This is a genomic window from uncultured Aurantimicrobium sp., from assembly GCF_936931525.1.
Taxonomy (GTDB): domain Bacteria; phylum Actinomycetota; class Actinomycetes; order Actinomycetales; family Microbacteriaceae; genus Aurantimicrobium.
Window position 1 is genome coordinate 1 of the sequence record NZ_CAKZII010000176.1, and the last position, 22900, is coordinate 22900.

At 50.8% G+C, this 22900-nt stretch carries 27 protein-coding genes and 1 tRNA gene; 16 read left to right on the top strand and 12 right to left on the bottom strand.

Going from position 1 to position 22900, the window contains the following annotated elements; translation table 11 throughout:
* Positions 1-27: 27 nt before the first annotated feature.
* Both Q0362_RS09025 and Q0362_RS09030 read left to right on the top strand, forming a co-directional pair.
* Positions 28-903, top strand: a complete 876-nt coding sequence (locus Q0362_RS09025; RefSeq protein WP_298122761.1) for an acyl-CoA thioesterase II — start codon at positions 28-30, stop codon at positions 901-903.
* The gene (locus Q0362_RS09030; RefSeq protein ID WP_298122710.1) at positions 903-1334 is read left to right on the top strand and encodes a Rieske (2Fe-2S) protein; all 432 of its coding nucleotides are present in this window, start codon (positions 903-905) and stop codon (positions 1332-1334) included. The genes Q0362_RS09025 and Q0362_RS09030 overlap by 1 nt, the downstream gene beginning before the upstream one ends.
* Positions 1335-1351: 17 nt before the next feature.
* On the opposite strand, the gene Q0362_RS09035 is transcribed toward Q0362_RS09030, so the two are convergent.
* From Q0362_RS09035 to Q0362_RS09065, 7 genes are all read right to left on the bottom strand, one after another.
* Positions 1352-1840, bottom strand: a complete 489-nt coding sequence (locus Q0362_RS09035; protein ID WP_298122713.1) for a thioesterase family protein — start codon at positions 1838-1840, stop codon at positions 1352-1354.
* Positions 1841-1849: 9 nt separating this feature from the next.
* Positions 1850-3532, bottom strand: a complete 1683-nt coding sequence (gene ettA / locus Q0362_RS09040) for an energy-dependent translational throttle protein EttA (RefSeq protein WP_298122715.1) — start codon at positions 3530-3532, stop codon at positions 1850-1852.
* A gap of 16 nt (positions 3533-3548) precedes the next feature.
* Positions 3549-4022, bottom strand: a complete 474-nt coding sequence (locus Q0362_RS09045; RefSeq protein WP_298122717.1) for a DUF6993 domain-containing protein — start codon at positions 4020-4022, stop codon at positions 3549-3551.
* 83 nt (positions 4023-4105) lie between these two features.
* On the bottom strand, positions 4106-4576 hold the full coding sequence (ssb, locus tag Q0362_RS09050; protein ID WP_298122719.1) for a single-stranded DNA-binding protein: 471 nt from the start codon (positions 4574-4576) through the stop codon (positions 4106-4108).
* A gap of 125 nt (positions 4577-4701) precedes the next feature.
* Positions 4702-5226, bottom strand: a complete 525-nt coding sequence (gene msrA / locus Q0362_RS09055) for a peptide-methionine (S)-S-oxide reductase MsrA (RefSeq protein WP_298122721.1) — start codon at positions 5224-5226, stop codon at positions 4702-4704.
* Positions 5227-5256: 30 nt separating this feature from the next.
* Complete coding sequence (locus tag Q0362_RS09060) at positions 5257-7140, bottom strand: FUSC family protein (protein ID WP_298122723.1); 1884 nt, start codon at positions 7138-7140, stop codon at positions 5257-5259.
* Between the two features lie 18 nt (positions 7141-7158).
* On the bottom strand, positions 7159-8757 hold the full coding sequence (locus tag Q0362_RS09065) for an MFS transporter (protein ID WP_298122725.1): 1599 nt from the start codon (positions 8755-8757) through the stop codon (positions 7159-7161).
* 110 nt (positions 8758-8867) lie between these two features.
* Here Q0362_RS09065 and Q0362_RS09070 point away from each other — a divergent pair, with 110 nt between their 5' ends.
* On the top strand, positions 8868-9956 hold the full coding sequence (locus Q0362_RS09070; RefSeq protein ID WP_298122727.1) for an alpha/beta fold hydrolase: 1089 nt from the start codon (positions 8868-8870) through the stop codon (positions 9954-9956).
* A gap of 62 nt (positions 9957-10018) precedes the next feature.
* A complete protein-coding gene (locus tag Q0362_RS09075; protein ID WP_298122729.1) occupies positions 10019-10972 on the top strand; it encodes a DMT family transporter in 954 nt (317 codons plus the stop codon).
* Here the strand turns inward: Q0362_RS09075 and Q0362_RS09080 are convergent, their stop codons facing one another.
* Positions 10973-11314, bottom strand: a complete 342-nt coding sequence (locus tag Q0362_RS09080) for a hypothetical protein (RefSeq protein ID WP_298122731.1) — start codon at positions 11312-11314, stop codon at positions 10973-10975.
* A 201-nt stretch (positions 11315-11515) separates the two neighbouring features.
* Between Q0362_RS09080 and Q0362_RS09085 the strand changes: the two genes are divergently transcribed.
* From Q0362_RS09085 to Q0362_RS09105, 5 genes are all read left to right on the top strand, one after another.
* Positions 11516-12055, top strand: a complete 540-nt coding sequence (locus Q0362_RS09085; RefSeq protein ID WP_298122733.1) for a hypothetical protein — start codon at positions 11516-11518, stop codon at positions 12053-12055.
* Between the two features lie 39 nt (positions 12056-12094).
* Positions 12095-12637: a hypothetical protein gene (locus Q0362_RS09090; RefSeq protein WP_298122735.1), complete on the top strand. Its 543-nt coding sequence runs from the start codon at positions 12095-12097 to the stop codon at positions 12635-12637.
* A gap of 85 nt (positions 12638-12722) precedes the next feature.
* Positions 12723-13265, top strand: a complete 543-nt coding sequence (locus tag Q0362_RS09095; RefSeq protein WP_298122737.1) for a hypothetical protein — start codon at positions 12723-12725, stop codon at positions 13263-13265.
* 192 nt (positions 13266-13457) lie between these two features.
* A tRNA-Arg gene (locus Q0362_RS09100) sits at positions 13458-13533 on the top strand.
* A 145-nt stretch (positions 13534-13678) separates the two neighbouring features.
* On the top strand, positions 13679-14254 hold the full coding sequence (locus Q0362_RS09105; protein WP_298122739.1) for a hypothetical protein: 576 nt from the start codon (positions 13679-13681) through the stop codon (positions 14252-14254).
* 753 nt (positions 14255-15007) lie between these two features.
* On the opposite strand, the gene Q0362_RS09110 is transcribed toward Q0362_RS09105, so the two are convergent.
* Entirely contained in the window at positions 15008-15634 is a 627-nt protein-coding gene (locus Q0362_RS09110) for a hypothetical protein (protein WP_298122742.1), read from the bottom strand.
* A gap of 704 nt (positions 15635-16338) precedes the next feature.
* Between Q0362_RS09110 and Q0362_RS09115 the strand changes: the two genes are divergently transcribed.
* The 6 genes from Q0362_RS09115 to Q0362_RS09140 all read left to right on the top strand — a co-directional run bounded on the left by Q0362_RS09115 (position 16339) and on the right by Q0362_RS09140 (position 20362).
* Positions 16339-16851, top strand: a complete 513-nt coding sequence (locus Q0362_RS09115) for a hypothetical protein (protein ID WP_298122744.1) — start codon at positions 16339-16341, stop codon at positions 16849-16851.
* Positions 16852-17076: 225 nt separating this feature from the next.
* A complete protein-coding gene (locus Q0362_RS09120) occupies positions 17077-17604 on the top strand; it encodes a hypothetical protein (RefSeq protein ID WP_298122746.1) in 528 nt (175 codons plus the stop codon).
* A 132-nt stretch (positions 17605-17736) separates the two neighbouring features.
* A complete protein-coding gene (locus tag Q0362_RS09125) occupies positions 17737-18285 on the top strand; it encodes a hypothetical protein (RefSeq protein WP_298122748.1) in 549 nt (182 codons plus the stop codon).
* Between the two features lie 455 nt (positions 18286-18740).
* Complete coding sequence (locus Q0362_RS09130; RefSeq protein ID WP_298122750.1) at positions 18741-19004, top strand: hypothetical protein; 264 nt, start codon at positions 18741-18743, stop codon at positions 19002-19004.
* Between the two features lie 101 nt (positions 19005-19105).
* Positions 19106-19702: a hypothetical protein gene (locus tag Q0362_RS09135; protein ID WP_298122752.1), complete on the top strand. Its 597-nt coding sequence runs from the start codon at positions 19106-19108 to the stop codon at positions 19700-19702.
* A 114-nt stretch (positions 19703-19816) separates the two neighbouring features.
* The gene (locus tag Q0362_RS09140; protein ID WP_298122754.1) at positions 19817-20362 is read left to right on the top strand and encodes a hypothetical protein; all 546 of its coding nucleotides are present in this window, start codon (positions 19817-19819) and stop codon (positions 20360-20362) included.
* A 79-nt stretch (positions 20363-20441) separates the two neighbouring features.
* Here the strand turns inward: Q0362_RS09140 and Q0362_RS09145 are convergent, their stop codons facing one another.
* The 3 genes from Q0362_RS09145 to Q0362_RS09155 all read right to left on the bottom strand — a co-directional run bounded on the left by Q0362_RS09145 (position 20442) and on the right by Q0362_RS09155 (position 22080).
* Positions 20442-21224: a carbonic anhydrase gene (locus tag Q0362_RS09145; RefSeq protein WP_298122755.1), complete on the bottom strand. Its 783-nt coding sequence runs from the start codon at positions 21222-21224 to the stop codon at positions 20442-20444.
* 101 nt (positions 21225-21325) lie between these two features.
* Entirely contained in the window at positions 21326-21550 is a 225-nt protein-coding gene (locus tag Q0362_RS09150; RefSeq protein WP_298122757.1) for a TM2 domain-containing protein, read from the bottom strand.
* Between the two features lie 128 nt (positions 21551-21678).
* The gene (locus Q0362_RS09155; RefSeq protein ID WP_298122759.1) at positions 21679-22080 is read right to left on the bottom strand and encodes a hypothetical protein; all 402 of its coding nucleotides are present in this window, start codon (positions 22078-22080) and stop codon (positions 21679-21681) included.
* Positions 22081-22450: 370 nt separating this feature from the next.
* Between Q0362_RS09155 and Q0362_RS09160 the strand changes: the two genes are divergently transcribed.
* The coding region (locus Q0362_RS09160) for a hypothetical protein (protein ID WP_298122760.1) at positions 22451-22900 on the top strand (450 nt) is incomplete at its 3' end.

Below are 22900 nucleotides of genomic sequence, written 5' to 3' on the forward strand. Positions count from 1 at the left end.
CACGAGGGACTTATGCAGCCAGAACACATGCACGAAAACATCGAGGCTTTACTCGAGACTCTGCACCTGACCGAAGAGCCTTCCGTCAACGGTGAGGACCGCTTCTCTGCCCCCAGCCAGTTCATGCCACATGGTCGCGTGTATGGAGGACAGGTTCTTGCGCAGTCGCTGATTGCTGCTTCCAAAACACTCAATGATGACCGCCCTGTGCACTCCCTGCACGGATACTTTTTGCGTGCGGGAGATATTTCAAAGCCGATTGATTTTTCTGTGGACCGGATTCACGATGGGCGCTCCTTTTCCACTCGCCGAACACAGGCTTACCAAGACGGTGCGCCGATCTTTTCGATGATTGCGTCTTTCCAAACAGAGGATCCAGGCCTCGATCACCAGATAGAAATGCCGGCCAATATTCCCGACCCTGAATCTCTTCCCACTGCCGGTGAACTTCTGGGTCCCATCGATCACCCTGTTGCGCAATATTGGGCTAATCAGCGCCCCTTTGACCTGCGTCACGTGGAGTCACCGATCTATATGAGCGTCGAAGGACCTCACGTTGCCCACCAGGCTGTCTGGATGAAAGCGCTCTCCCCTTTACCCGATGACCCCATGTTGCATCGTGCTGCGCTGGCTTATGCCAGCGACTACACAATCCTGGAACCTATCTTCCGCCGTCACGGTATTCCGTGGGTTCAACCCGGTCGCAAAACTGCGAGCTTGGACCACGCAATGTGGTTCCACCGCCAAGGCCGCGTGGATGACTGGATGCTCTACGTTCAGGAATCTCCTAGCGCCCAGGGCGGACGAGGTTTATCCTTTGGACGTATCTATTCTCGTGAGGGAATACTTCTTGCTTCCGTTGCCCAAGAGGGCATGGTTCGCGTTCCCGGATTGGACAAGTAATGGCTGCACGTAATCTCACTCCCAAACTTTCCCGCCGTGAGGTGCTGGGGCTGGGCGCTGTAGGAGCAGCTGGAATTGCTATCGGCTTGGCCGGTTGTTCAGCAGAAGAAACGGCAGCACCAACAGTTGCCACACAGACTGGTGTTGAGGTTGGCAAAGCCAGCGCCGTTCCCGTCGGTGGCGGACTCAATTTCACTGTTGACGATGTCCCCATGGTTGTCACCCAAGTGACTGAAGGTGAATTCAAAGCATTTAGTGCTGTCTGCACACACCAAGGCTGTTTAGTGGGATGCCGCGACAAAGAAATCGTGTGCGATTGCCACGCGTCGTTCTTTGACCCCACCAACGGCAAGGTTCTCAGTGGTCCTGCTCCAACACCACTTCCCGAAATCCCTATTGAGGTTCGGGACGGCGTGATTTACACCGCGTAGTTCTGACTAATCAGAAGCTAGGAGCGACGCTTGAAGACAATGTTGTCTCCGGTGTAAGGCGCAATAGCTTCGCGCTCGATATCTGTGAGGCGACGAGGCCTTGTGGTCTTCGCATCCACGAGAACAATGGTGGTCGTTGCCTTAGCAAAGAGCTGCTGAGGGTTTTCTGCTGTTGCTGTTTGTGTGGGCGAGTAAATCTCGTAACAGACGTCCAAGCTGGCACCGCCGACGTGACCCAGCCACATCTGCAGATCGAGTGGTTCACGCATGTAAGGAATCGGAGCCAAGTACTCAATTTCTTGGTGCGCAATCAGCGTGAAGGTGTCAGCCGTAGGCCCACCTTCGAGAATGCGGGTAGCCAAGTGATCGTCACCGTGACCGGAGTCCCCTGCCCAAAAAGCATGAATACGTGCTTCCTCGAGCAGACCAAACATGGCTGCGTTGTTCACATGCCCGTAGGCATCCAGGTCAGACCAACGGATACTGGTGGGAATGTGTAAACGCATTGTCATGTCCTAGTCGCGAGTGAGCTTGCGGTAGGTGCTGCTGTGTGGCTTTGCCGCATCAGCACCAAGGCGCTCGATCTTGTTTTCTTCGTAGGATTCGAAGTTTCCCTCGAACCAGTGCCAGTAGCTGGGGTTCTCGTCTGTACCTTCGTAAGCAAGAATGTGGGTCGCGATGCGGTCGAGGAACCACCGGTCGTGTGTGATGACCACAGCACAACCCGGGAACTCAAGAAGAGCGTTCTCCAAGCTTCCGAGCGTTTCCACGTCCAAGTCGTTTGTGGGCTCATCGAGAAGGAGAAGGTTTCCACCCTGCTTGAGAGTCAGCGCCAGGTTCAGGCGGTTACGCTCACCACCGGAGAGCACACCTGCCTTCTTCTGCTGGTCTGGTCCCTTGAAACCGAAAGTGGAGACATACGCACGGCTGGGGATTTCGACGTTTCCAACCTGGATAAAGTCCAGACCATCAGAAACAACTTCCCAGAGGTTCAGGTTGGGGTCGATGCCGCCACGGCTCTGGTCGACGTAGGAAATCTTGACTGTTTCACCAATCTTGACTTCACCACCATCTGCCTCTTCGAGACCCACAATGGTCTTAAACAGGGTCGACTTACCAGCACCGTTAGGGCCGATAATGCCAACAATGCCGTTACGAGGAAGCGAGAAGGACAGGCCATCAATCAGGGTTCGATCGCCGAAGCCCTTCTTGAGGTTCTTGACCTCGAGAACCATGGAACCCAAGCGTGGGCCCGCAGGAATAACGATTTCTTCGAAGTCGAGTTTGCGGGTCTTTTCAGCCTCCGCAGCCATCTCTTCATAGCGGGCTAGACGTGCCTTGGACTTTGCCTGGCGACCCTTAGCGTTGGAGCGAACCCAGTCGAGTTCTTCCGAAAGACGACGAGCAAGCTTCGCGTCTTTCTTGCCCTGAACCTCAAGACGCTCACGCTTCTTCTCGAGATAGGTGGAGTAGTTACCTTCGTAGGGGTAGAGGTGACCGCGGTCTACTTCTGCAATCCACTCAGCAACGTGGTCGAGGAAGTACCGGTCGTGTGTGACGGCAAGGACAGCGCCGGGGTACTTTGACAGGTGCTGCTCGAGCCAGAGCACAGACTCAGCATCGAGGTGGTTAGTGGGCTCGTCGAGGAGAAGAAGGTCTGGCTTCTGCAGCAAGAGCTTGCACAGCGCAACACGGCGCTTCTCTCCACCAGAGAGCTTGTCGACTGGCCAGTCTCCGGGTGGGCAACGAAGTGCGTCCATGGCCTGTGCGAGCTGAGAGTCGAGGTCCCAACCGTTTGCAGCATCGATGTCTTCCTGGAGAGTTCCCATCTCAGCAAGAAGAGTGTCGAAGTCGGCATCAGGTTCAGCCATGGCGGCAGAAATCTCGTTGAAGCGGTTGATCTTGCCCATGATTTCGCCGACACCATCTTGCACATTCTGCAGAACGGTCTTGGTTTCATCCAAGACAGGCTCCTGCATGAGAATGCCTACGGTGTAGCCAGCACTCAGCTTTGCTTCGCCGTTCGAAGGGGTGTCAAGACCAGCCATGATCTTCAAAATGGTCGACTTACCAGCACCATTGGGGCCAACGACACCAATCTTGGCGCCAGGGAAGAACGACATTGTGACGTCATCGAGAATGAGCTTGTCGCCCACTGCCTTGCGGGCACGAACCATGGAATAAATGAACTCAGCCATGGCTCAATTCTAGGCGTTAGCCCAAGCTCTGAACTTCCGTTCCAAGGAGACATCCACCTGAAGCCAAAACAGGAAGCACTCGAGCAATAACTTTCGGGGCAACGGGGCCGAACTGGCCAATGAGGCATTGGCCACCGAGTTGAACCGCAACTTCAGAAGTGTCGGCGGCTAAACCCGCAGCAGTACGAGAGAACGTGAATTGAACAGTGGCAGGATCAAAGCCTGCAGCTCCCACAGCCTGCGCAACTGCAAAGGAATCAGCTGCAGGATCTGCTGCCAAAGACTTCTCAATGACCCAAGAAAAGAAGTAGAGATTGTCTTTTGCACTTCCCGAGGGCAAGAAAACAGGATCCTTGGTGGGCTTGGGCGTTGCCACTTCAGATTCTGAGGAGGTTGAAGAAGCCTCTGGCGTTGGCGCCTGTGCCGCACAACCAGTGAGCCCAAGAAAGCCAACGAGAGCCACACCCATGGCGATAACTCGAGTGTTCATGACTCTCCTTCCTTCAACATGACAGAACGCCCCCAAGTCTAAAGGGGGCGTTCTGTGTTTGTGCTTTACGTGAAGCACTCAGGCTATGCAGCAACCTTTTTGCGCCCTTTGGCAGCAAGCGGTAAATCCTCATCATCGCCGTCTTTGTCTGGAAGCCCGCCCCAATCATCTTCTGCAACCGAAGTCACTTCAGTTGAAGAGGAGTTTCGCGTGTAGGAAGAAATGCCCCAACTGAGATCGTGACCGAGAGCTTCGGCTTCGATCTCGACGGTGGTGCCGGAGCGGTCGGTGTTTTCCCAGTCACGAATGCGCAGTTTGCCGGTGACAATTACCCGGTCACCTTTAGAAACCGAGGTCGCAGCGTTCTCGGCAAGGGTGCGGAAACTGGAGACGGTGTACCAATTGGTGTCGCCATCGACCCAGCGGTTGCTGGCTCGATCAAAGCGACGCTGGCTGGAAGCTAAGCGGAAGCTTGTGATGGCAAGGCCTTCACTGGTGGTCAAATGGCGTGGAGTTGTCGCAACCAAGCCCGTGAGTGTGATGTTGTCCGTCATGATGACGTCCTTTCGTTCGTGAATACGTGAACGAAGCATGCGTCACATCACTTCAGGGCAGCAGAAGTAAACCCCTAATTGAGGTGAAGAACTCAACTACCTGCCCTGTGGAGGACTAGGAAAAGTTAGTCCTTGATGTAGCTAGCAAATGAAGCGCGAACCTTGTTGACCTTGGGCACGGCAACAGCAAGGCAATAGCCCTGGCCAGGATTACGGGCAAAGAAATTCTGGTGATATTCCTCTGCGTCAAAGAACTCACCCAAAGGTTCGAGGGTGGTGACCAGTCCCCCACCCCAGTATTCGTTCGCACGATCAATGGATGCTTGGAAGAGCTCTTTTTGCTCTTCACCGTCAAAGAACATCGCAGAGCGATACTGCGTACCAACGTCGTTGCCTTGGCGGTTGAGCTGGCGTGGGTCATGCAGAGTGAAGAAGACATCCAAGATCACTTCAGCGGGGATAACGTCCTCATCGAAGACAACCTTGACTACTTCGGCGTGACCAGTAGTTCCTGTGCATACCTCTTCGTAGGTGGGGTTGGGTTTGGCGCCACCTGCATAACCTGAGATCACATCGGAAACGCCGTTGAGAGAGCGGTAGACCGCATCTAAACACCAGAAACAGCCACCAGCTACTACGAAAGTTGTCATGCCTCTAGCGTAGACAACCTCACCTGCCGATTACCCCTGTTGGAGGGGAACAGGTTTCTTCTGTAAGAGAAACTCTTGCCACCACGTGGACAATTCTTGTCCCACAGGAAGAAGCTTGGGGTTCTTCGTTCCCATTTCGAGAAGTTCGACGCAGGTGTCACCACCAATGAGGTAATCCCTCGCCAATGCTGCAGCATTCTCGTGTTCTTCAAGTGCGTCTGAGTCCACACGGGCACTCATGAAAGCGGCATCCAATGCATCCTCATAGGCGCGGATGGCATTCATGGAAGCGCTCCGGCTTGTGATGGAAAGTTCTTTTCCTTCTCGCAGTCGCGAGAGTGCGGACTGGAGGTATGAGCGTGACGTAGAGATGGCCTGAGTTTGCAGACCTGCTACCAAACGGTTGATCCCCAGCGGGAAGATCAGCAACGTAAACACGGCGGCAACAGAGGCACCCAGAAGAATGTCTTCCACTCGGAGAAACTCAATGCCCTTGTGCGGTGGCCATTCAAGTACAGAGAGATTGATGAGAGCAAAGGGTGTGTAGGTCATTTGTGCAAAGAACATGTCTTTGCTCTGCATCTGCTTCGCTAGGAAAGCAAAAAGGGGAAGTGCAATCAGAAAAACCACGTATGGCAAGTGGAACACAATAATCACGCCCGCGAGAACGACGCCTGCAATGGCGCCTCCCACAATCTTCAACATGGCTTTAGTTCCGGAGGTTGCCGTAAACGTCACTTGTGTCACACTCAGTGCCGCCAAGATCACCCACACACCATGTTCGAGACCCACCACACGAACAATCAGAACGCTGGCAGCAGTTCCCAGTCCTGTGCGCAATGCGTTGTGTAACCACAACGAATTCCACCGCAAGTTGGCGCGAAGAATGGCAAGAGGATTTTCATCTGGCATGCTGCCCACATCTGGTGTGGGCGCATCTTTCCCTCGTGATTGTGCTGCTCTAAAGAGCTGAGCCATGGCGCTGATGGACAGCAATCGCACCGGATAGTGAGCCTTCACGACATCAACAGGTTGATCAGCCAATGACTCTAAATCCGAAAGTCGTTGCTGGGGAACGTTAGGAAGTTCTTGATCAACTTTCTCCCCCAGAACGAGATCTGCGGCAGCGAGGTAGGCGGCCTGAGACTCTGCAGCCAGCGAGCTGCCATCTGAGGCGTGCAAGGGCAAGATCTTGTTTGCCACGGGCATACTCCACCTGGCGCCGGCCACCATGCTGGCAAGAGCGCGTTGAGAGCGACCCACAGCACCTGGACGGGTATAGGAACCGGTTACCTGACTAATTAAGGTATTCCGGCATTGCAATAGTTCATCGATAGCAGGTTGAAGGGGTTGGCGTGAAGCTGCAGCGCCAGCAAGGTGTGCAGCTGCTTTCAACCACTCAGCTAAGGCTCGGCGAACAACACCTGTTCGGTAGTGGGGCAACAACGCCAAAGCGGCAATGATCGAGACTCCACTCCCAATGAGCCACCCGCCGAGAAGCGAGGGCATATCTGCCATGGTTGCCGGAATCATCAGCGGCAGGAAGAACGCTCCCTGCAGACCGACAGCAGAGCGTGCAACGTATCCACGTAACACTCGCGCATAGGCAAAAAGAGAAGACACAACTAAAGCAGCCGTAACGGCCAACCACAGTGGCTGAGCACACAGGACACCAATTATTACCGCTGCGGCACCAACCAGGGTGGCGATGCCATGTCCGGCAAAACGTTCGCGAACATCTCCATCGAAATCAAGGAAATACAAATGAATTGCCACGGCAAAAGAACCGAGCAGCGCTGCAGGAGTTGATCCGTAAACGAAATGGACAATGACGTCCACAATCACGATCGTGATGGCAAAGCGCAGAGAAGAACGGAACAGAGCGTTCTGAACTACATTTTGAACTTGACTCAAGATCATGAGGATAAGAATTTACTTCGCAGAAGCTGTTGCTACTGCAGCATCTTCCTTGTGGTATTCCTCAAAAAGTTCATCGGCACGATGACGCTTGGGGAAAGCGAAGAACACGAGAACTGCTCCGACCAAAATGAACAATGCACCCGAGGCATATGCCACGGCAGAACCCACGATGAAGCTGTCCTGAGCCGCGGAGATGATGGCTGATTGATAGTCGGGGTAACGGGCGGCCAAGGTTGCAGCGCTGGAGTATGACTGCGTGAGGGCAGACTGCGTCTGCGCTGAAACGAGTGATGCGTCAGGAGAAGCAGTGACCTGCTTGGCGAATGCTGAGGCATACCCCAGGGTCAGCACAGTACCCAGCACAGCCTGAAGCACTGAACCACCGAGGTCACGCTGCAAGTCGGATGTACCGGAAGCCATACCCACCTTGAACACTGGGACAGAGCTGGTCAGCGAGCGAGCGGCTGGGGTCAGCGCAAAACCAACACCGATACCCATGAGCAAATATGCCAAACCAATGAAGAAATAGGAGACCCCTTCACGCCACGTGAAGAACATCAACAAGAACGCGGGAAGGATAAAGCAGTAACCAAGCAGCAGCGTAAAGCGCAGACCCTTAGAGACCACGAGCTTGGCCGACTGCGGAGCAACCAGAATCATGCCGAATGCCGCAGGAAGAATCGCTGTTCCTGACTCGAGTGTGGAGTAGTTCATCACGTTCTGCATGAACTGCTGACCCACAAACATGGCACCAGCAAGTGAACCCAGCACGATCATGCCGGCCACGGCAGGAACCCAGAACAGTCTGCGCTTGGCATAGGTGAGGTCATAAAGCGGGTTAGCTGCAGTGCGCTGACGCCAGAAGAACAAAGCAATCAGGACAACAGAAAGTCCAAGCAGCGCAAGGGCGTCGGTGAGCTTATCTGGAGATGAAATAAGACCAATGCCCAGTACCAAGGAAGCAATCATGAAGACAGAGAGGACTCCACCAAGGTGATCAACCTTGCCTGTTGACTCCTCCACGTGTGCAGGGACTGCTTTGAGAATGAGGAGGAATGCAACCACGGCAACAGGCACAACAATCAAGAAGACCGAACCCCACCACAGCTTCTCCAAGAACAAACCAGCAAGGAATGGGCCAAGCACTGCGGAGCCACCGCTGACAGAAGACCACAGCGCAATTGCCTTTGTACGCTTTGCGCCTTCAGCCCAGAGTGCAGTGACCAGGGCCAATGTAGTTGGATAGGCCATACCCGCAGCAAGGCCAGTCAGCAGTCGGCCAGCAGACAGAATCTCCACACTCGGTGCAAAGGCACAGAGGAATGCAGCGGGAACAGTGATGAGCATTCCCAGGAGCAACATCAACTTGCGGCCGTAACGGTCACCAATTGCTCCGAAGTAGAGAACAGACATGGCCAGGCCCAAGGTGCAGCCCACAGCAACCAGTGTGAGTTGAGTCTGGGAGGCGTCAAATGCCTTGCCAATGTCGGGCAGTGCCACATTGGCAACCGAGAGGTTGATGTTGCAGACGAACGCACCCATGATGAGTGCGACCAAAACGAGGCCTGCATTCTTAGGAACTCCGGTCACAGCAGCTGCAGATTGAGACATAAGTAGTAGTTACTTTCGTTGAGGAATCGCACAGCCACCTCACAGGAGGAGGCGTGACTTGCTCATTAGACTTTAGTCCTATCAAGCGTCACACAAACAAAGGTATTTCAATGAGCACAGTACTGATGAGTAGCGAGAAAATCTCCACTTCAATTACAGGTGCAGAGGCTTTCCGTATTCGCTATCGATCTGCTGACCTTCACGGCAAAGCAACCGAATCTACAGGACTTGTTATAACCCCCAGCGTCGCCGGAAAAGACCGGAAGGTTCTCTCCTGGGCTCACGGCACTACCGGTATCGGTGACGCAGGTTGTCCATCTACTCAACCCGATCCTGCTCGTGAACTCGTGACGTACTTCCAGTCTGGATCAACCACACAGATCGACTACGGCATCCCCGGACTTCAGAAGTTCATCGATGAAGGATGGGTTGTTGTTGCAACCGACTACCAGGGTCTTGGAACTCCCGGAGTTCACCAGTACACCGTGAACCGCACCAACGCTCTGGACGCCGTGAACATTGTTCATGCTGCTCGAGAGATGGATCTCGGCATTGGTAACAAGTTTGGCTGCATTGGCTGGTCCCAGGGTGGCGGAACGTCAGCTGCAGTAGCTGAACTCGACGCTGCCGCCTATGGCGATCTGGAACTTGTCGGAACAGTTGCCATGTCTCCCGGCGTTCCAGGAGTAGCAGTGAAGCTTCCAGAAACTCAGGCAGCACTTGCCGGTGGCGGAACTCCCACTCCCCCCGATGGCCACATGTACATGATGCTTGCCTCAATGACTGCTGCTTTCCCGGACACACTCTCTCTCGATGACGTGTTCACTCCCCTGGGCAAGCAAATTTTCGAAGACAACTTCAACACCGCTCCCGTTCACCACTTGAGCGACATTCTCGTGCGCACGTGGAAGCACCAGGGCGCGATCTTGGACGTAAAGAAAGAGAAGCTCCCTATCTGGTTGCCCGCTTTCATTGAGGCATCTGCTGCCCGCGTGAAGCCCATTGCTCCCGTCCTCGTCCTTATCGATGGACAGGATCCAAACGGCCCATGCCCACTGCCATGGCAGCTCGGGTACATCGAAGAGATCAAGGCACTTGGCGGAGACATCTCATCTTCGACCTACCCCAATGATGACCACTTCTCACTGCCACAAAGCAGCGTGGATGAAGCCCGAACGTGGCTCTCCGCTAAGTTCTAACTTTTGAGAAACTATGGCCTCCGGTTTTCCGGGGGCCATAGTTCGTTAGATTGGTAACTGTTATGGGTTACATCATCGGCTTCCTGTCCGCGCTCTTGTTCGGTTCGAACGGAAGCGTGGTCAAACTTGTCCTCTCCGAGGGCGTCACCGCAGCCCAGATGACCTTCTTTCGCGCAACCGCAACCATGGTGGTCGCCGGCATCGTGCTGTTGTTCACCGAGCGATCTGCTTTCAAAATCAGCTTCAAGCGCTTATTAGCCATGGCTGCCCTCGGCATTCTGGGCGTTGCCATGTTGCAGTGGTTCTACGCTTTAGCGATTGAACGCATTCCAGTGGGCATTGCGCTGCTTTTTGAATACTTGGCAGTACTTGCCGTTGCCGTTATCGCACGCTTCTTTTTCAAAGAACAGGTTCGCGCCAGGCTCTGGGTTGCCATTGTGCTCGTCCTCATCGGCTTGGGCGTTGTGGCAGAGATGTGGAACTCGAGTGTCGATGGCCTAGGCATGATCTTCGCCCTCATCGCTGCCGCTTCGTACACGATCTACTTCTTGATTGGTGAACGGGCCCTTAAAGGGATGAATGTTGTGGCGATGACATTCTGGTCAATGCTTTTCGCTTCGCTGTTCTGGCTTATTTTTAGCGGCTGGCAAGACATGGACTTCTCCATGTTCAGCAAGTCCATTTCTTTAACTGGGTCACTTGCTGCCGTGTATGTACCGCTCTGGGCACCCTTGCTCTGGATTCTCACAATGGGCTCTTTTGTGGCCTTCTATATGTCGTTCAAATCCTTGAGCTTGCTCAGTGCCACCTCCGCCGGAATTGTGGCTTCTTCCGAGGTAATCTTTGCCTTCATTGTGGCTTGGCTCTGGCTGGGTGAAACGCTCAGCTTTATTCAGATTCTGGGTGCGTTGATTGTGACCGCAGGCATCATCCTTGCCCAAACCTCGCGAGGCGGCAAGGTCGTTGACCTTGACCTCGCAATCACCACGGGAACAATTCCCGTGCGCAAGAAATAACTACAGCGTCGCTGCCAACGCTTGTGGCATCTGCGCCTCGAGGAACTCTTTCGAAAAGGTTCCTTCGTTGTCGATCAAAGCATCCAAGCCTTTAGGCGCAATCATCACTGCCTTTTGTGGGCGAGAGAGCAAAAAGCCTGATTCCAGCAGAACATCCAGAAAAGGCATCAGCTTTTCTTGGGCGAGCTCAACGATTTCTTTCTTAGTGGAGTCATCGATGAGGCCAAGCTCTTCGGCAACCATTTTGACCGCGATATTGCGGTGAACTGCTTCACCGTCATGGAGAACAAAGAGGTAGGTGTGCGTGATCTTGCCTACGGCCTCTATTGTTTCGTCGTCCATAGAGCAACTCTACAGAGGAGAAATCCTCTGAGCCTTGAGTTGGTGAGGACTCATTGGAATACCGCAGAGCCAAGGTTATGGATCAGGACACGGGGAAGTATCAGCTACTCACAAACGTTATGACTAATCTATAAATCGTTTTATTATTATCATGAGCAATACATACCTGCCACGCTGATTCATTTCGCAAGGAATACACTCATGAATTTCGCACAAACGAAGAAAATTCCCGTCATATCTGTTGCGTTGGGCGCCTTACTCTTCCTTACTGGCTGCACCTCTCCCGCAACTGAGGTATCAGCGCCATCCGAAAGTACAGAAAATTCCTCAGATCGCGAGGCAAGTAGCCAATTGCGAACCATGGTGTGTGTAAGCACCGGTTCAGATACACCTCAGAGCTTCATGTGGGATTCGGCTTCGAACGATACAAACGACAAACCGCTTGCATCAAAAACCATCATGATTACAAAAGAGAGCATGCCCCTGTGCGCATTTTCTCCGTCGTATAGTTCCAAAGTTGCATGGGGACTCGATGGCGTTTCATATTGGATCTATAAGCGAAATTCCTGGGAAATCCGTTTCACAGGCCAATTCGGGGATGAGAAAGACAACCTCATTGGCGACAATACGTTGCGAAATGGAACCAATCGCCAGCTTGCTAAAGCCAGCATCCAAGTAGAGGCTGCACCCAGTACCTACAACGGCTTCAATGTCCTGTTGGTCTCGGTTCATTACTACTAATTCCATGATGAACCTCTTCGCCCCAACCCAGGACGCCACATGATCAGAATCACCACAAAGCCTTTGCTCAGAATCGCCGCCGCACTCATCACGTGCTCGCTTGCCCTCACGGGTTGCACAACCTCTTCTGAGCAATCAACACCAAGCGAAAACGCAACAAAACAGGCACTTGATTCTTACGGGATTCGCAAGAGCCACGACCTGGTTTTATGCGTCACCAATTCATCCGGTGGAGGGCTTGGCTATACGTTCAGCAGCCAGAATCCACTTCGTGATACCTCAACGGGCAAGTCATTGGCCGTGGTCTCTGGCACTATCCCCCGAAACGGCACGTCTTGCGCCATGGCGCAAGGCATCGACGTACAACTTCAGATTGCCGGACTGAGTTCTTCCGGAAAACTTTCTATCCCACCATTGGGGACGCATGCCACGCTCAATGGCGTGAAAACACAATCCCTCTATGTGAACCAAACTCAATACATCCAGAGTGACGGCTATCGGATTGATATCGAAGCGATGGGTCGTTTGGACTATCCAGCACTCGAGGGCGGCAGGATTACCTTCAACGCCACCGTGTATTGAGCGCTCACATGCTTCAACGAAATTGCAGATTCGCCTCTGTATCCATGCTCCAAACATCAACATGTCAAAGAAAATGAGAACGTCAATGAATAATCGCACCTCCACAAAGTTTGCATTGATTACAGGTGCTATCGCCGCAACCGCATTACTGGCCTCGTGCTCTGCACCAACAGCAGAATCTGCTCCGACGACATCAGATTCAAGTTCTCAGACCAAATCTGCCAAAGGCGGCTATACCGAAAGAGTTTTTTTCGAAGAAGTTTGTGTCCTCAACAAAACCGGGAGTGCAATCACCTATAAGTATTCCGGCGGTTTTTACACCTCTGGTGCTTTCAAGACGAAAAATACCGCAGGCGAAATCCCCAGAAATGGAACAGTCTGCGCGAAGGGCTCTGAGTTTGGGGTAGACATCACATTGCCCGGACTCGAGACCACAGGAAAGTATTGGCAGAGCAGCAGAAGCGCCTCTTTGAACGGTGTCAAAGTTGCCGATCTAGAACTGAACCAAACGGCCTACGTCGAAGATGCTGGCTATCGCATGGACGTTACCTATAGCAGCTACAAAGATGCGTGGAGCATCAATGACGATAAGTACGGAATCAACACATTCACCGTAACTGTGTACTGACATCGCTTCTCAAGATGGCTTGGCAAACCACACGTGAGCTTGCGTGAGGTTCCTTCACGCCTGAAAAGTGGGAAATACCCTCCTGCGCTAGCTGTTCTCTGAGAACACTCCTTCAACTAGGTCTCCTCAGTAAGGGTGATGTCGAGAATTTCAAAAGATACAATGAATGAAGTGGATTGATTCTCCGCTCAACCCTCCGTAGCTCAGTGGATAGAGCAAGAGCCTTCTAATCTCTTGGTCGCAGGTTCGATTCCTGCCGGGGGGACCAACCAGCTAGGTATGTGAGTTAGTTTTGCTCACTATGAATTCTGTTTTCATCTCACGTGACACGTGATCAAGCTGACGAAATTAATGAATGATCTGCATGGATTCATGCCAAGCTATGCTCAAGTTAAACGTGTTATTATTTCGGCATGATTGAGAAAATGCCTTCACGCTTGTTCAGTGCTGTGTTTGCAGCTGTCTGCGCTGTGACGCTCTCAGCATGTGCTCCTTCTTATTCAGGTTCAGCCGAGTCTGCCTCGACGAAGGAGCAATCTACGAGCTCAGCGTCACGAGAAGCGAGCCTCTTCTATCAAGATCTTGAAATGTGCATACTCAACAGCACACAAGAACCACTTGATTTAGTTTTCGTCACCAGCGCCCTGGGCGGCCCCAAAAATTTGAGAATCACGGACCAGGATTTCACCATCCAACCAAGTGAATCCTTCTGCGCTCAAACTAATCCCTTCAATCCGGAAGCACCCTGGATTGCGGTTCGAATAGGTGGAGCAAATTACGCAGGTTTTGGCTTGTCATCCTCGCCGACCGCATTCAACTTCAAGATCGACGATTACGGCAAAGTGGAACTGAACTTCGATACGCCTCAGACACTGACGTGGAAACAACCTGGGGCAACGCTAGATAGCGTCGTGACTGTAACCCTGAGCCCTGAGCGCGATGGGCTTTACCCTATGACTTTGGATATTCAGGAACTCAACCTGTCTTAGCTTCGTCGAGTGGGGTTATTCCTATACGGCACATCACAACACATCCTGCGAAATCTGAATTTCTCAGAATTCCCTTCCCGGAATGATGTGTGTGCGCTCAATTCTGAGTAATTACAAGGTCAGCAGTACTCAGGAAACGGGAGGAATCGTAGCCACACTCAATCAGAACCTTGTATGAGTTGGGCGTCGAGGTTCCAGGATTTTTATTGGGCATGGCAATTGTGCCAGAACCGGATTCATGGTTCCCTGCATCACACATTGTTATTCCTACGCACGCTGTACTGCCATTGTGGGTGTTGCAGCGCATCGGAGCCGCTACAAATGTTGGCCGCGGGGTCATAGCCGTGCCAATCTTCCACGAAGACTGATCAACCTGAAGGCCAACCTTCATTGTCCATGGACGGATACTCCCGCTGGATTGTGGAGTTTCTCTCGCTGCCAGACGAGCTGAGTAGGACGTTCCAGGGGGCAGAATCAACTTGTCGAAAGCAGAAGGGTTTTCCGCACCACTCCAGTCGTAACAATTAACCTCGGAGATATGAATTTGAATTGTGTCTGCCGTGGCATTCACAATTTTCACCATTGCGTCTTCTGTAATGTTTTTCGCAGAACACGATTTGGCAGCTTCGCGTGAAATTGGTTCAGACGGTGGGGTGGAACTACAACCTGCGAGGAAGGCACTTGCCGTAACTAGGGTTACACATGCCGCAATACGCAACGATTTCATGGTGTTTCTCCTCAAGAATTCTTCTGTTAATAGATTTGGGTCAGTGTTGCAGTTGCGGTTCCCTTGGTATACGGACAGGACGTCTTCATGCGCAATGCATGGTTTCCAGCAAGTGCGATGACAATGCTGTCTCTGTCCTGCAGGGTGCCCGTGCTGCACATAGTCATGGAAACCGAGTCAAAATTTGAGCAGCTGATCGTGAAATCTTGTGTGAAATTGATTCCAGATCCGCCTTCCTCAGTAAAAGAAGTAACCCAGTGGGCATCTCGTTCTTGAAAATATGGAGCGATGTCCCCATGAATCCAGGCACACACCCGGCGTGCTTGAACGGTGAAAGATAGCGAAGAATTTGCTTTCAGGGTTGCGCCATTAACTTGTTCAGGATTTGCCGTTCCACTGAAATCAAAACAATCAATGGGGGGAACAGAAAGCTTGAGGTTTTTGCTGGTGGCGTTGACCAACGTGATTTTGTAGTCATATTTGAAGCCCACAACATTAGAAATCTTGGGACAAGACTGAACAGCTGATAAACGGGTGTTTTCTTCAGATGGAGAACACCCCGTCAACATCATTACTGACACCAAAACTACGACAAACGCCACGATACGTGTCCGCAGTCCCACATGAGCACCAGAAAAGAAAGAAATAGTCACCTCTTATATCTATCACATAAATCGTTTTAGTGATATCTTCTTCTGACGAGATTCTCTGTCCTGCTGGCCAGGAACTCAGCAGATTTTCACGCGAATTCTAAAACCAGTACCCAACAGAGGAAGGCCTTTCTTATGAAAAGTCTCAAGCCATTGCCCACGCTTCTTGCCGCTGGGGTACTGGTGAGTGCGACACTCGCGCTCACCGCTTGCTCGACTTCCGTTGAGCCCACACCCACGGCGTCCCGATCGGCTTATCCAAGTCGCTCCTCGTATATAGGGCAGGTCTGCCTCCGCAATGAAACAGGTGGACCGATGAAGTTCAACTTCGCAAAGGGTACTTACACAAAACCCCCGTTTAACAACCAAACAACAGTGGGCGAACTAGCTAAACATCAGACCGTATGCAACACAGGTTTGGATTTTGAAATACTCGTGAAGCTTCCAAATCTTGAGAATTTTGCGACAGTACTTTTTAAAGGCACAGGTCTTGAATTGACATTAAACGGGGTATATGGGTGGACCGCTCCTGGCTATAACGGATATGTCCAGAGTGAAGGTTACCGAATGGACTTTACCGCTCCGAAAGTGGGAGAAGGAGAAATCATAAATTCAGATAGCACCTGGAGACGTGATACATACTGGTTGACTTTCAATTGATAAAAGCTTCACTTCAAAATCACGCATTCACAGAAATAGCTACTTCAATGATGAAAAAGTCCTTCTTCCGGTTCCGCATCCAGCTCATGGCGGGAGCATCTTTCCTCTTCTTACTCACTGGCTGTGCAACAGCTAGCCCTGCAACCACTCCCAGTCCTGACGAAACGTCAAAGCTTGCAGCTTCCTCTGAGCAATACATCGAGCTTTGCGTCAACAATATTTCCCAAGATGAAGCAGGTTATGAACTTCCCGTTGGAAACGGAAACACTGCCAGTGGCGTCCTCAAGCCTGGCGATTCACAGTGTTTTCTTGCTTATCAAAATTGGGTCCGCACATTATTCAGCACCTGGGATGGACCTCGATGTGTAGACAACTTCAACCACAAGAAAAACAACTTTTATTACATGGAAACGGTCAAGCTCGTTGACGGCAAAACACTTAATAAGTTGTGTGGAATGACCTGGATCAACTACATTCCAGAATCAGGTCCCGCCTATTTCACTCAGATAGGAAACATCCCGGTTTATCGAATGGTGATTAACGTTTCTGATATGACCTAATTTCTGAGTTTGCAGAGAACCCAATTTCTGTGGCTCAGCCTAGATTTTCCTGAAAAGACTCACCTGTTCGGGACATCCAACAATTTCCCACTGTTCTACTTCAATTGGGCGGGCGTTCAGTTAATCGTGAAATTAAGAGTCATGAACAAATAACCGCTAAAGCGTTTTAGTATGCTGGGAGCAACCGCACTTTCGTGAATAACTAAATACCTCAGGGAATTCCCATTGCACGCACACATCAAGCCAGCACACAAAGTATTCCTCTTGGGACTCATCTCCGTCGTGACTCTCACCGGGTGCGCAGCAACAACACAAACATCGGCACCATCGGTGTCATCTCCGAGTCGCGATGCCAGCGAACTTCTCAGAGCTATGGTGTGTATCAACACAAGCTCTGAGAGCTCAAAGAGTCTGATGTGGGATTCAAATTCACTTGACACAAAGGGCAACTGGATTGCCTCCAAGAACATTACTTTCAATAAAGATTCCCTCCCCAACTGCGCAATCTCATCCAATGGATTTGGCCCCGACAATCTCTCCTGGGGTGTTGACGGCGTGACTTACTGGATCGGGATTAAAAACTCCGCAGAAATCAAATTCACCGGTGCATTTGGTGGCAAAAACCTCACCGGCAGTAACACGATGTACTTTGGCGGAACAGGGCAATTCGATAAAGCAAGCGTTCAGGTGGAGAAAACGCCCACCGAAGTCAACGGCATGCAGGTAATGCTGATTTCGGTCAATTACTTCTAAGACCCGAAGGCTCACTTTCGATAAGTGTTCGCCTTCACATTGGCTCCCAGAGCCCCTAATGTATAATTTTTAAACGTTTTACAAATTGCTGATACGTGTAACCCTGTACTGCAAAACCACGTTTAGGACATCATGCTCTTCCCTCGAACATCGAAGCTCTTCGGAGTCACCGCCATTCTCACTGCAGTAACCCTCGGATTATCGGGATGTTCATCAACTTCCACAAGGAAAGCTGATGAGGGAGGAGCTTCTTCCGCAAATATGATTCCAATTTATCTGTGCGTATCTAACTCGCAAGGCAGAGAAATTCACTACAACTTTGCGAAAACACTTAATCCAACCTCCGCTTATTCACCCGCCACTTCTGGGACTCTTCCCCGTGGCAAAAAAGTCTGTCAACTGTCGAATACGCGCAATGTGAGAGCTGGCCTCGAAGCATCTGTAGTGGTTACTGTCAATGATTTGTCCACGGATGCCCAATTCGTATTTTGGGATCAAAGAGATTTAGTAACCCGGATTTATCTCAAAGTCGATGGAAATTCGACATACAAAGAAATTTGGCGGGATCAAACAAAATACATGACACTCGCCGAAGTTCGTTCTGATGTTGAAGTCGGGGTTCCCAACAATGCGAATGAATTATCGATCCAAGCGCTTCCCGTCAACATAACCATTTACTAATCCTCAGCAAACAGCTCTGCGATGTAGCACTATTGCCGTTATGGCAGCTTTCAGGCCCGAAATGCCGATATTTTCGAAGTGTTATGTGCCTGCTCAGGTATTTTTCAGGATTCCTGGGATAGTATTTTTGAAACGTTTTACTCTTTCGTCAAGTATCTCTTTTCATTCTCGAAGCACTGGACAACATGAACATCACTAGAACTTCAAAAATCGCTGGATTACTTTCATTCGTTACAGCTGCTTCACTCTCGCTTTCCGGTTGCACCGCCTCCCCTGAGCCACAGCCACAAGAGACATCTGACAATCGTTCAGCCTCGATAGGATCTGCACTTTTACTCATGTGTGTCAGTTCTGCAAGCCCCAGAACGCTGGTCTGGGGGCCTGATCTCATCACCCCTGATGGGACTCCCCTGGTCACCACGCCAATAGACATTTCTCAGGGCTACGACTGTGCAATGAACAAGCCCCTCCTGGGATCCGCCAAGGTAACCTTCACGGTTGATGGAAAGAGCTACACGTTCTGGCGGGGTAGCCACGACAAAGAAATCCTCTGGAAGGGTTTCCCTACTTCTGACCTCAACGGTAAGTACGCGGGTATGGAGACCGACTCGGACTCTGTCGGTTACAGAAGGTATGACGACGCCACTATCTACCAGGAGTCAGAGCTCCGAGTTCACAATGGCTATAAAACACGAACAGTAACTCTCGATTTCAATTAGCTGATTGATCCACTCCGAAACCTGGCAACTGATTCCCGTAGAGATGTTCACACACATTTGCTTCACTGGTTAATGAACTGAAAAAAGAAAGGTCACAGCTCATGAATAAGAGACGATTGCTTCCAACAGCCTCAATAGTTGCCCTTGCACTGACAGCAACAACATTCCTCACGTCATGCACTGCCAGCTCAACTGAACCTATTTCAGCTGCACCATCTGCCAGTTCCACCTCAAGATCTGCAGCCATCGACACTCTTTACCTGGAACTTTGTATTGAAAATCAATCAGGCGGTCCGATGAGTTTTAGATATTTCGGTGAAGAAATAAAAATATTGTCTGGTGATCTATCCGGAGAAGTTCCCAAGAACGGCACAACGTGCGCTACCGGGACGACCGCCCGCTCCTTAACCCATCAGGGTTTCAACCTTTTCGGCAGCCTAGTAGCCGAAATCAAATTACCAGAGCTTGAAAATTCCGCCACGATGGTAATGCGGTTTCTCCCAAGTGACGGCTGGAGTCTGCTCTTGAATGATCGTGAATGGTCAGCTCCTATGTGGCACATGTTTGATAATGGCTACGTCGAAGATGCTGGGTATCGGATGGATGTTACCTATTTCCGCAACAAGATTATTTATACCAAAGACAAATCAAAACTCATTGACCACCAAGTCGATTCATACAAGGTCGTTGTTTACTAACTTTCCTTTCCCGACAAGGTAAGAACCGTGAAATTGCGTTATTATCTTTGAAACGTTTTACTTTTGTTTCCTTCACTCTCTCTCCGCGTGTACCTCTGAAATTCAAAGAAAGAAATGGCGCTCATGAAAAGTCGAAAAACTTTTTCAAAATACTTTCTCGTCGCTGGAGTTCTCTCAGCATCAATTTTTCTCACGTCATGCACTGCCAACTCAACTGAACCTATTTCAGCAGAACCATCTGCCAGCTCTACCTCAAGATCTGCCTCAGATGAAGACAGGCTCTACTGGGAGTTGTGTATTCAAAATAAATCAGGCAGTGCCATTTCTTACACCTACATGGTTTCGGAATTGATATCCGGCAATCTCGTCGGAGAAATTCCACAACAGGGCTCAACATGTGTACTTGGCTGGGTTTCAGGAGCTGACATCAAGTTAGCTTCAGCAGATAATGTTGCAAAAATTCGGATAGATGCCAATCGGTCCGGATGGTGGCTGTGGCTCAATAGTGTGAAAACACCAGCCATCAAGGATCTCAAGCAAAGTGCCTATCTTCAGGATGCTGGCTACAAAGTCGATTTTGTCTATAGCAATTTCAGGACTGAGAAAAAGCTCGGTTCGCAATACCAGGTCAAGACGTTTAACGTCATCGTCTACGAATGATTCATGTGTTTGCTCTGTGACGGGCGAACACAGCAACTTCCAGCAATGACGGACGCAACCTCTGAGACCTAGAGAAGCGTTACGGCGTTGTGTCCAGCTCGATCTCGCGCCCATTTACAGGCTGAACGGGACGGTTGTTGCCGTCATATGCCGAGGTGAATTGAGCTAGTTGATCTGCACTCATCGTGATGGGGTTCGACATCACATTCCACTTCACACCTTCCCCGCAGTTAGGGGTTGTCAGGCTGCCGTCATACCGGTAGGTGGTGTGAACAGCCGGAAGTAGCTCAGCTGGGTTGAGAGAGACTTGTGCGCCTGCCTTGGTGTTATCAGCGGTGTGAATCGAATCCGTGAATGGTTTCCAGGCAGAGTTCTCAGTGCCCTCCTCGGCAAATACTCCGATGACGGCAAGCTTTCCATCTGCTGATTCATGCACAAAGTGAACTTCGAGCGGGAAAGTTTGCCCGTCGATTTGATGCTCCGAAGGCGCATGGAAGTGCAATTGAACGAGGGAATACTCTTCACCATCCACGGTGATGATGTTTTTCGACGACTCTTCGACCTCAGCCTCGATGGTGTGGCCATTATCAAACTCATGCATCTGAGAGAGGGTGTAGTTCAGTTCTATGTTGACCAGATCTAAATCAACGGTATTCACAATGTCGATGGGTGATTGTGCTGTTCCATCCACACACAACGCATAATCCTTGTTGAGGGAACCCCATACCTCTGGGCCATTGTCAGCTCCATACCCCCAGGAGGTGGGCTGTGCTGCAGGTGCTTGAGCGCAGCCCGTGAGCAACCCAGCTGCTGCAATGAGGCCGATGGCCAGGGAAAGACGGCGGGTAGTGGAGGTTTTCATGACAATGCTTTCGTTATGCAGTGCAGGTATTAGTGGTTGACGTGCGGGGCAAGGAAAAGGCCCCCTTGAAACTTCACAAGAGGGCCCCTCACAACGGTGAGCTAGTTACCAGGCTTGACGAAGTTTCCGCCCTTATCCGTGAAGCTACCCACGGCAATCATGATGATGTCAATGACGACCCAGATACCGAAGCCACCAGCGGTCAGCAGCATCAGGATGCCAGTTCCTACCTTGCCGACATAAAAACGGTGGATGCCGAGGACACCCAAAAAGATTGCCAGTACGAGCGTGGCAACATAACTTTTACTACTTGCCTGAGCAGACATGTCGTTTCCTTAGTGATTAGTTCAGGAAGTAAAGAAAAACGCTTTACTTCCATTCATCATGTTACTGAGTGTTTGTGATTTCACTGATGATTGCTCCTTAACAGACGTAATGACTGCCGGGTCAACAGTTACTTACAACCTGCCACCTGTGTTTTACACCTCAGGGTGAGGGTTTGCAGGCTGCCGTCATTGAGGTAGGCATATCCGCCATCCTGATTGAGGGAAACAGTAGAGTCCCACGCATACGAAGCGCCATCCCACATCTTGAATATCCAGTCATCATCTAAGAATTCTTTAGAAATTTTGAGTTTGAGATCTGCAATGGTTGTGCCATCAAGCAACTTAAAGGTTTGCGTCCACTTTCCGGCGGTCCAGGCAATTTCGTAACGCAGGGAAACAGATTCTCCAGATTGAATAATCTTTCCGTTGTATCGGGCAGGAGTATCTACGCCAGACCAAGATGCGCAATCTAATTGCTGCAGGGGCGTTTCCATCCGAACAGGGACGTTGAGGTTATTGGTGATAGTCAATCGCCTTTGAAACGATGTCTTTTCAAAACATTCCCCACCGCCCTCTTTCCCAACGGCACTTCGTGAACTTGCCTCCGAATCAACGGGGGCTGAAGCGGGAGGAGCGCAGGCTGTGAGGGAAGCGACACACACAGTCGCTAAGAAAATGCCACACAGACGTAAAGAATGTTTGCCAATCATGCAAAAATGATAACACGTTTTACTAATTCAGCGCCGACGCTTCCCCCACATGATCGAATTCAGAGGGACTTCCAAGAATTTCGAAGAATTTACTTTTCTTTTCGAATAAAGGTGGCTCTTTATCAGAAAGATATTGATAGAATTTCAAACGTTTTACTCAACAGATTTAACAGTTCAAAAGAGGTACCCCATGGCCATCAACTCCACATCACGTTTTATGGGGCTTTTTGCTGGGCTCACGCTCGTGGCGATGAGTTTGACTGGCTGCGCTCCGACGTCAACGACAACGGACTCCGCAGCGAGTAGTTCAGCTGTTCGAGAAGCAGCAATCTCCTGCCCTGAGCAAAATTCTGACGATGAATACATCGAAATCAAAAATAACCTCAATGTTGACATTAAGTTCTTTTCTGAACTCAGCTCTGGCTGCAGTGGCTGGTCGGGAGTGAGCAATCCCACCACATACAACGGGACTGTCGTCCCCTCAGGCGGAAGTACTGGTCTTCTTCGGCTCGAACATTCAGGGAATGCTAGGTGGAGCACAACATTCATGTTGATGACGGGCAACATCATCACAACAATCGATCTGGAATATTATAAAAAATTGGGATGTTCAAGTCAGGGCAAAATTTGCCAATACCAT